This is a genomic window from Flavicella sp. (assembly GCF_037132785.1).
GTDB lineage: Bacteria > Bacteroidota > Bacteroidia > Flavobacteriales > Flavobacteriaceae > Flavicella.
Map to the genome: position 1 here is coordinate 1 of NZ_JBAHZZ010000163.1, position 9,948 is coordinate 9,948.

General features: G+C 30.5%; 8 protein-coding genes. 4 read left to right on the top strand and 4 right to left on the bottom strand.

Annotated features, from left to right (window positions below; translation table 11 throughout):
• A partial coding sequence (locus V5787_RS10435; protein WP_336893167.1) for a transposase occupies window positions 1-210 on the top strand: 210 nt, incomplete at its 5' end.
• Between the two features lie 246 nt (window positions 211-456).
• On the opposite strand, the gene V5787_RS10440 is transcribed toward V5787_RS10435, so the two are convergent.
• The 4 genes from V5787_RS10440 to V5787_RS10455 form a co-directional block, all read right to left on the bottom strand.
• Window positions 457-1,230, bottom strand: coding sequence for a UDP-2,3-diacylglucosamine diphosphatase (locus V5787_RS10440; protein WP_336893168.1), 774 nt, complete (start codon window positions 1,228-1,230; stop codon window positions 457-459).
• 202 nt (window positions 1,231-1,432) lie between these two features.
• Complete coding sequence (locus V5787_RS10445; RefSeq protein WP_336893169.1) at window positions 1,433-2,998, bottom strand: S41 family peptidase; 1,566 nt, start codon at window positions 2,996-2,998, stop codon at window positions 1,433-1,435.
• Window positions 2,988-3,419 carry a dCMP deaminase family protein gene (locus V5787_RS10450; protein ID WP_336893170.1) on the bottom strand — a complete coding sequence of 144 codons (432 nt, stop codon included), beginning with the start codon at window positions 3,417-3,419 and terminating at the stop codon, window positions 2,988-2,990. The genes V5787_RS10445 and V5787_RS10450 overlap by 11 nt, the downstream gene beginning before the upstream one ends.
• Window positions 3,420-3,531: 112 nt before the next feature.
• Window positions 3,532-4,128: a HupE/UreJ family protein gene (locus V5787_RS10455; RefSeq protein WP_336893171.1), complete on the bottom strand. Its 597-nt coding sequence runs from the start codon at window positions 4,126-4,128 to the stop codon at window positions 3,532-3,534.
• A gap of 140 nt (window positions 4,129-4,268) precedes the next feature.
• On the opposite strand from V5787_RS10455, the gene V5787_RS10460 reads away from it, so the two are divergent.
• The 3 genes from V5787_RS10460 (at window position 4,269) to ric (ending at window position 8,404) form a co-directional block, all read left to right on the top strand.
• The gene (locus V5787_RS10460; RefSeq protein WP_336893172.1) at window positions 4,269-5,177 is read left to right on the top strand and encodes an SUMF1/EgtB/PvdO family nonheme iron enzyme; all 909 of its coding nucleotides are present in this window, start codon (window positions 4,269-4,271) and stop codon (window positions 5,175-5,177) included.
• Between the two features lie 37 nt (window positions 5,178-5,214).
• Window positions 5,215-7,467, top strand: coding sequence for a tetratricopeptide repeat protein (locus V5787_RS10465; protein ID WP_336893173.1), 2,253 nt, complete (start codon window positions 5,215-5,217; stop codon window positions 7,465-7,467).
• 214 nt (window positions 7,468-7,681) lie between these two features.
• Complete coding sequence (gene ric, locus V5787_RS10470; RefSeq protein WP_336893174.1) at window positions 7,682-8,404, top strand: iron-sulfur cluster repair di-iron protein; 723 nt, start codon at window positions 7,682-7,684, stop codon at window positions 8,402-8,404.
• The last annotated feature ends 1,544 nt before the right edge of the window (window positions 8,405-9,948 follow it).

Genomic DNA, 9,948 nt, shown 5'->3' on the forward strand with positions numbered 1-9,948 from the left:
TTGACAAAATGGGAAAAACGATTTAATAAATTAATTGGTAAAACAAGGTTTAAAGTGGAGCGAACTTTTGGAGGAATAAAGTTATGGTTTAAAGGTGGAATTGCAAGATACAGAGGTATGGAAAAAATGCATACTCAAAATCTGATGGAAGCTATTTGTTACAATTTATATAGAAGTCCAGGGATAATTGCCTCTAATTATGAAAACTAAAGGAAAATGAACCAAGAAAGAGATCCATAACTAACATAAACAATGAAAATAAGGAAAAAAAACATAAATTTTAGATTAAAAAAGTCAAAATTGAAATCTAAAATTGATCAGAGCATTATGTAACGGTCTTAACTGTTATATTTAATGACACTAAGATACAGAAACTAAATGACTAACTCAGAATATTTTAATGCCCTATCATAAAAAACAACTCTCTTTTATTGAAAAATTAGTATCTAAACTCAATTAATTCTTAAATGGAAAGACTTCAAGTTTTTCTCCATCAAAAACGCCGTAGGTAAAATAAGTAATCCAATCACCGAGGTTTACATATTCAGATTTTTCTCCTATTTTAAGGGTCATAGGTAAGTGACGGTGTCCAAAAACAAAATAATTATAGTGTTTTGTTTTTAAAATTTCTTTGCAGTATTGCACTAGCCATTCATTTTCTGCACCTAAATACTTTACATCTTCATCGCCAGAAATCAATTTATTTTTAACGGATAAGTGTTTGCCTAAAGCAACACCAATATCTGGGTGTAACCATCTAAAAAGCCATTTACAAAGAGGACTGGTAAATATTTTTTTCATGCGTTTATATCCAAAGTCACCAGGACCTAAACCATCTCCATGACCAATTAAAAAGGTTTTATTTCCTAAAGTAAATTCTTTAGGTTCGTGGTAAACAGGAATATTCAATTCTTTTTCAAAATAATCTTCCATCCACAAGTCGTGATTCCCAACAAAAAAGTGAATGGGCACCCCATTATCTCTAATTTCTGCAAGCTTTCCTAATACACGAATATAGCCCTTAGGCACTACGTTTTTGTATTCGAACCAAAAATCAAATAAATCGCCCAACAAAAAAATTACTTCAGCGTCTTCTTTGATCATATCTAACCATGCTACAAATTTTTTCTCGCGTATTTTACTTTTTTCAATAGTAGGAGCTCCAAAATGTTGATCGGAAGCAAAATATATTTTCTTATTAGAGACCAAATTATTTTTTGTTTTAGACAAAGATAAGAATAGTTCCAGCTTTGTTTTTAAATTATTGAATATCCCTTATGTCTTTAGGATTTCTTAATCTATTATTGATGTCCGTTCGAGTTATTTTCGATAGAAAACACAGTAGAGAACAGCTTTTTAACTCAAAAAAATTATTTTACATATGTGTAAATTTCACTAGAATTGTCAAAATTTCATCCAAATGAACAACGGTTTATTGAATACTATCTAATTCCAAAACTTTTAATAACATAAGGTCTTTTCTCCCGTTGATTTCAAAAAATGCTGTTTCATTAAAAACTTGTCTTGCAATCAGTGCTTTTAAATAATGACTTATTTTTTCTCTCTTATCATTCGACAAAACTTCTTCTGAATCAAGTTCTTTTAAAAATAAATCCAATATTTCTTCTTGCTGTAAAATATCTTGATCGTAATTTTCAAAACCTTTGGCAGACATTTCCTTTCTTCTCTTATCTGCATATTCAAAAGAAAACGAATTCAATTTATAATAATATCTGTTCTCTAAATATAAAGTAGTGTCTACTGCAACAAAAACATCAGGAATAATTCCTCCACCACCATATACTACCTTCCCTTTTGGGGTGATATACTTTAAAGAGTCTACTACTTTTATACTGTCTTTAGAAAGCAACTCTCCGTTTAAAATTCTGTTTTGATAATCGTGTGCATAATTTTCACCATCATTTAGTTTATACGGCTTTTGGATAGATCTACCTGTTGGCGTATAATAACGTGCAATTGTTAAACGTACAGCCGATCCGTCTCCTAATTTCATTTCTTCTTGCACCAGCCCCTTTCCAAAAGAACGACGCCCAATAATAACGCCCTGATCATTGTCTTGCAGAGCACCAGCAAAAATTTCACTTGCTGAAGCAGAACCTTCATCTATCAACACATACACAATACCTTCTTCAAAGCTCCCCTTTTTTTTGGTGAAAAACTCGTCTTTTTTACCTTTGTTGTTTTTCGTGAAAACAATCAATTTTCCTTCTTCTAAAAACTCATCGATAATCGAATTTGCAATATGAATAAACCCTCCTCCATTTTGACGTAAATCAAATACTAAATTTTTAGCCCCTTTTACTTTTAAAAGAAACAATTGAGCACTTACTTCATCATAAGAGGTAGCAGCAAAACGATCTAGTTTTAAATAACCCAGACTATCGTTTAACATATAGGCAACCTCTGCACTTAAGATGGCTACTTTATTTCTTCTAATAGAAATTGGAATTAAATTTTCGAATCCTTTTCTGTAAATTTGTAAATCAACAAAGGTATTGGCGGGGCCTTTTAAAATTTTCACAATCTCTAAATTACTCATTTTTTTCGCGAATAAAGTATCTTTATCAGCAATCAAAATTCTATCACCAGCTAAAACTCCGGCTAATGCACTCGGTCCTCCTTTAATTACATGGGTCACAACCAGCGAATCATTATGCATAAAAAACTGCACTCCAATTCCTTCAAAATTACCTTTTAAATTTTCATGACTCACAGAATAAATGTCTTTGGGAAAATATACAGAATGAGGATCTAGATTAGAAATAATATCTGTAATGACATCGTCTAAAATGTTTTCTGTATCTACTTTGTCAACATAATCCTGCTCAATAAACTGAAGGAGTTTTTGTATTTTTAGTTCACTTTTGTTCCCTATAAAAAAACTAGTACCCGAAGGGAAATTTAGTGTAGAGCCTAAAAAAATTCCGAATACAATTGCAAATGCTAAATACAACGGGAAATTGTTTTTATCCTTCATAACCATCGATATGTTCAACCTCAATTCCGGCTTGTATTAAAAAATCAACACCTGATAAATCTTTATACGCATTCGCAAAAACCACACGTTTGATGCCTGCCTGTAATATTAATTTACTACAATCTCTACACGGAGACAGTGTAATATATAAAGTAGCGTCTTTTGAAGATTGCGTAGAAGCGGCTACTTTTAAAATAGCATTGGCCTCTGCATGTAAAACCATCCATTTGGTGTTTCCGTTTTCGCTTTCACAACAATTATCAAAACCTGTCGGTGCTCCATTAAAACCATCAGAAATAATCATTCTTCCTTTTACTATCAATGCTCCTACTTGTTTCCTTTTACAATGAGATAATTTTCCCCACTCAAAAGCCATGTTGATATACGCTTTATCGTATTTTAATTGTTTCTTTTTCGTCATAATATGTAATAAATTCTCACTTAGAGACATCCTAAAAAAAATATTTAGGCTTAAGAGATATCAAAAGTCGTGAATCTTAAGGAAAGTGCCAAAAAACTATCGAGTAATAAATTTAAAACAAGTATTTTATAAAGGGATCATATCTTTCCATCAACATCGGTATTATAATTCCTATTACAATAGATGAAATTACCAAAATCCAATCTTTTTTAGAAATTTTAAAAATAGGCGTAAGTAAATGATATAAAGCAACGATAACAACAACAATAATAATTTGCGCCAACTCAATTCCTAAAGAAAATTCTATTAGTTCGAAAAATTTAGAATCTAAGTCTGAAATTAGCATTTTAAAATAATTAGAGAACCCTAATCCGTGAATCCAACCAAAGCAAAACGACAAAAACAACAATCCCTTAGAATTTGCATTTGTTTTTACTCCAGTAAAAATATTTTTTACCGCAGTTAATAAAATTGTTAACGGAATTAAAAACTCTACTAAATCAGAATTTGTATATACTATTTTATAAGAAGATAAAGCCAAGCTAAAGGTATGACCTATGGTAAAAACAGAAACCAACCACAACATATTCTTCCACTGCTTAAACGAAAAAGAAACCACCAAAACAATTAGAAATAAAATATGGTCATAAGCTTGAATATCTAAAACATGCCTATATCCTAATTCAAAATACAGTAAAAAATCATTCATGGTATTGTTTTTGGTCAAATGTAAAAAACTTATTAAGAGTTGCTCTATATTTAGGAAAAAGCTTTAGATTATTTTAATAAATTCAAATCTTCTTAAATTTTTAAATTAATATTGCATAACTAATAAAATTATCCAGTATCATGAAGTTAAATATTCTTTTTTTTAGTGCTTTATTTTTAATCCTTTCTTGTAAAGATAGTCCTAAAAAAGATAATAAAATCCAAGAAAAGACTCAAGAAAAAACAAAAAAATCACCTGTAGTAAAAGTTGTAGACACTACTAGTAATATGATGTTTTTTAAGGGAGGGATGATTCTAATAGGATCGGAAAATGGAGGGTCTAATGAGGCTCCTGTTTTTGAAACACAAGTAGCTTCTTTTCATTTGGATAAAAACTTAGTTTCAGTTGCTGATTTTAGAAAATTTGTGGAAGCTACACATTACAAAACAGAAGCTGATAAATTTGGTGATTCAGGAGTGTTTTCATTTGATCAAGCACAATGGAAGTTATTAAAAGGTGCTAACTGGGAATATCCATTGGGTGAAACCAAACCTAAATCGTTAGATAATCATCCTGTAACGCATGTTAGTTGGAATGATGCCGAGGCCTATTCAAGCTGGATAGGAAAACGTTTGCCTACTGAGTTTGAATACGAGTTTGCGGCAAAAAATGGAGGAAACTATATTTATCCTTGGGGAAATACCGTATTAAAAGACGGTAATTATATGGCCAATGTTTGGCAGGGATTTTCAGTACAAGAAAGAACAGCTAAAGATGGATTTTTATTGACTTCTCCTATCGGGTATTATGGAGAAGCTCCAGCAGGTTTAACGGATATGGTGGGTAATGTTTGGCAATGGACCGAAAGTGTTTATACTTCTTATCCAGGAAACCCAAATCCAGAACCTATAAAACAAAATATAAGAACCACCCGTGGTGGATCTTTTATGTTTGACCAAGCTTTAGAAAAAAGTTTTACAACTACATTTAGAGCTAAAAACTCTACAGATACTTCATTGTTTAATCTAGGATTTAGATGTGCTAAATAATAATTGGTAATAAAATGAAAATTTTCAGATATAACAAATGACCTTAAAAAACCTAAATTTAATTGGAGTTCTTTTCCTGTTTTTAATTTCATGTAATTCTGAAAACAAAAAAGAGACTTATGAAAAAATTACTACTGCAAAACACACAACTATTTTTGCTTCAACAGATTCCATTCCTGATGCTCATTTTCTAGGAGATAAAACTTGTCAAGAATGCCATCAAGATCAGTTTAAAAAATGGCAAGGTTCTCATCATGATAAATCCATGGAGATTGCGACTCGAAAAACAATCTTAGCAGATTTTAAGGGTGAGATTTTTAAAAGTCAGGGGGTAACTTCTAGATTTTTTAATAGAGATGGGAAATTTTATGTAAATACTGATGGTCGTGATGGAAAAAATCACGATTTTAAAATTGAATATGTTTTTGGGATAACTCCATTACAACAATATATCGTAAAATTCCCTGATGGTCATTACCAATGTTTACGTACAGCTTGGGATACTCAGAAAAATATATGGTTCGACTTATACCCAGATTTTAAAGTGGTACACTCCGAATGGTTACACTGGTCTAGAGGAGGACTTAACTGGAATAACATGTGTGCTGATTGTCACTCTACCAACGTTCGTAAAAACTACAAACAAGAAGATCACAGTTACGACACTAAATATGCACTGATCAATGTAAGTTGTGAAGCTTGTCATGGACCGGGAAAACAACATGTTTCTGATGTGAAAACACTAGATGAAAATTATATAAATTCTGGCACACTACAGATGACTCTTAAAACACAACCTAAAGAATTGGTTGATCAGTGCGCACGTTGTCATATGCGAAGAGAAATGCTTACCGATCGATTTAATTTTGAAGGAACAATGTTAGATCATTACTATCCTCAACTGATTACAGAACCTACGTATTATGCAGATGGACAAATTTTAGATGAAGATTATGTATATGGATCTTTTGTACAAAGTAAAATGTACCACTACAATGTAACCTGTACCAATTGTCATGATGCTCATTCTTTAGAAAAAAAATTTAAAGGGAATAAATTATGTACTCAGTGTCATATTCCTCAAAAATACGATACTGAAGAGCATAGCTTTCATCAAAAAGGAACTGATGGCGCTTTGTGTATCAATTGCCATATGCCAGGAAGATTTTATATGGGTAACGATTTTAGGCGGGATCATAGTTTTAGAATCCCTAGACCCGATTTATCAGTTGCTCACGGCACTCCAAATGTATGTGTAGGTTGTCATACAGACAAAACAGATGAATGGGCGGCAGATGTGTTAGTAAAACTAAAAGGAGCGCCTAAAACCAATCATTTTTCAGATTTATTAATTCCTGGGCTTAAGGGAGCCCCAAATGCTCAAGCTTCTTTATTAAAATTAGCTAAAGATTCTATTTATCCTGAAATAGCCAGAGCTTCTGCAATTGTTCATTTGCCTAATTACAGTAATCAAGCGATAGTACGAAAACAATTATTGCAGTTTTTAAACGACAAATCACCTTTGGTGAGAGCAAGTAGCGTAGATGCTTTAAATGAAATTTCTGACCCAGCTAATGTAAACTATCTATTGCCGCTATTAATAGACGAAAAAAGAGCTGTTAGAATAAAAGCTTTTTCTGCCTTGGCTATTATGAATGAAAAAAATATTCCAAAAAAATATGCAAGCGTTTACGAAAAAGTAAAAAAGGAATATTTTATCTATTTAGATGGTATTTCTGATTTTGTAGGGGGAAGAATCAACAGAGCCAATTACATCTTAAAAAAAGGAGATTTGTTAGGAGCTATTAAAGGTTATGAAAGTGCTTTAGAAATCGATTATATTAACAATTTGGCTAGAACAAATTTAGCCAATTTATACTACCAAAATAGTCAGTTTGAAAAAGCTGAACAAGCATTTAAAACTATCATAAAACAAGAACCAAATTACGGAGCCACTTATTATTCTTATGGTTTATTATTGTCTGAATTAAAAAGAACTGAAGCTGCAATTATACAAATGGAATTGGCCACCGTTTTTATGGACGATAACCCGAGAACTTATTACAATTTAAGTTTGTTATACGACCTAAACAAGAATTCAACAAAAGCAGAAGTTACCATTTTAAGAGGTTTGAAAAAACTACCTGAAAATGAAAGTCTATTGTACCTATTGGCATATCATTATGCAAATAAAGGAGAAAAAGAGAAAGCTAAAAATATAACTTTACAACTAATAAAATTGTTTCCAAAAAATTCTCAATATTTTAATTTTTTACAACAATTGAATTAAAATTAAACGGAGTTAGATAAAATGTGCTTAGTAAAATAGCCTCATTTTTATTAGGAAGCTCAATAACCCGTATTTAGACAATATTTAAGGACTTTTTTATGGATTCATCTCGTTGTAAAAATGTTAATTTTTCTAAGAGAACTTGCTAATGATCTGTTTTTATATATATTTGCCAAATAAAAGACAATTTAGTCTTTTATTAAAAAATACAATTATGTTGACAATAACAAAAGAGTGTACTGTTGCGGATATCGTTTCAGATAATATTAAAACAGCGGATGTATTTAAGAGATATGGTATAGATTTTTGTTGTGGTGGAGGTGTATCTTTAGCTAAAGTTTGTAATAAAAAAGGAATAAAATATGATGTTTTATTTGAGGATCTTTCAAATGTCGTCAAAGTGAAAAATCAAGCAGAAAATTATGCGAGTTGGAATTTAGATTTCTTAATCGATCATATTGTAAATATTCATCATAAATATGTGTTAGATTCTATTGAAATATTAAATCAATATGTAAATAAGGTAGTGAGTGTTCATGGTCATCATTATACTGAGTTGCTTGAGATTCAAAAACTTTTTAAAGAAGTGTCAGAGGAGTTGACTTTTCATATGCAAAAAGAAGAAAAAATATTATTCCCATATATCAAGTATTTGGTTCAAATAGAAAAAGGAGAAGAAGTGTATAAAACACCAGGTTTTCAAAATATTCAAAACCCTATTCAAGTAATGGAAGAGGAGCACGAAAACGCAGGGGATATTTTTAAGAAAATTGCTGAATTAACGAATAATTATACTCCTCCAAATGAGGCTTGTAATACATTTAAAGCTTTGTATTCAAAATTACAAGAATTTGAAGAAGACCTTCATCAGCACATCCATTTAGAAAATAATATTCTACATACTAAAGCAAAAAAACTTGAAGAGAAACTGGTTTAATCTATAGAATTCCTCGAGGTCCTACCTCGGGGTAATTCATTCGTTCTGCTACATCTTTATATCCTGAAAATTTCTTTCCGTATCAGCCTTGACCTTTGTATACAGGGTGCCGATTGTTCTAATAGTTCATTATACATGGGAGCTTATATTATACCGAATAAATATCAAAACGATTGATTAAACTAGTTTCTATTTCCTTTATATTTCAATATAAAATAGAACCGTAACTAGAGCTATGCTTATATTTTTTATTTCATCTAAAGAAAAAAATAATTCAAATTTAGTATCAACCACTCTGAAATTCATTTAGTATTACTCTAATAAAACAAACAGGAGTGGCTAAATTTATTATGACCCATCAAAATGCAGTCAAGATATTTAAGTTAAAGGCATAAAAAAACCGTCTCCAAGCGGTGACGGTTTTTTATTTTTGATTGGATAACCACAACCAATCAAAATCAACTAACCAAACTTAATATGAACTTTTATTTATTTATATTTTTCCACTCAATTCTATTTTGATTTTCAGTCTTTTAAAGATTATATAAAATAATTTCCTTCAAATTTAAAACTGTTATTGAATTGATGTGAAATGACTCTACAATATTATCACTTATTACTGTTAATTCGAAAAATTATTCGTTAACACTATCACAACTCAATGTTAAAAATTTCAAGTCCTTATATTTCATCAATGTCACAAATTTCTTAACTTCCCTTTGCAATTCTTATTGACAAAGGCAATTTCCGTGCCAATTGTTGATTATTAAAAATAATAATGTCATTTTTTTCTGAGTGAAACTTTAAAAATTATCATTGTTAAATTCATTTCTACCCATATTAAATATTCATCTTATTAAAATCCAATTCCAGAAAGATTATTGTTATACAACTTTCCATTATCAAAAGACAAAGTAAAGATTATTAACCCTAATATATGTTATGTCAGACACTCATTTTAAACCTAATTTATCAGTGTTAAAATTTCTGGCTAATTCATTTCATCTATTGGAAAGGCAAGCTTATAGCCTGTGGTTATTGTGAATTTTCGGATAAACCCATTTATTGTAATAATAATCTTATGTAAGATTGAGAATAAAACAATCCTTCTCGTTCTCAATTCTATAAATTTCTTGAATTTAAGTAAAATAGAAGATCCAATTCTTCTCTTAAGCAATATTTTAGAAGCTTTAATTTTATTAACATCTTTGTTCTAATACCAGTTGTAACATAAATTTAAGTTTATAATGCCGCATTGAAAGCATTAATATAATGAGGATTTCCAGTTATAGACTTGATAGTTTCAGGACTCATTTTATTTACTGTTTCATGGAGCCAATTTGTTAAGCCTCCATTCAATAACTTAACGCAACAAATCTAAATTTATAGATTTGTAAAATGGCAGTAAAAAAACATAGACGACTTACTCGTAAAGAAAGAGTACAAATTGAGACTCTTTTAGATGAAAAAAAATCAAAATCCTACATTGCTAAAACTCTAAATAGAGCGCGTTCAACAATTAGCAGAGAAGTTAATAAATGGGT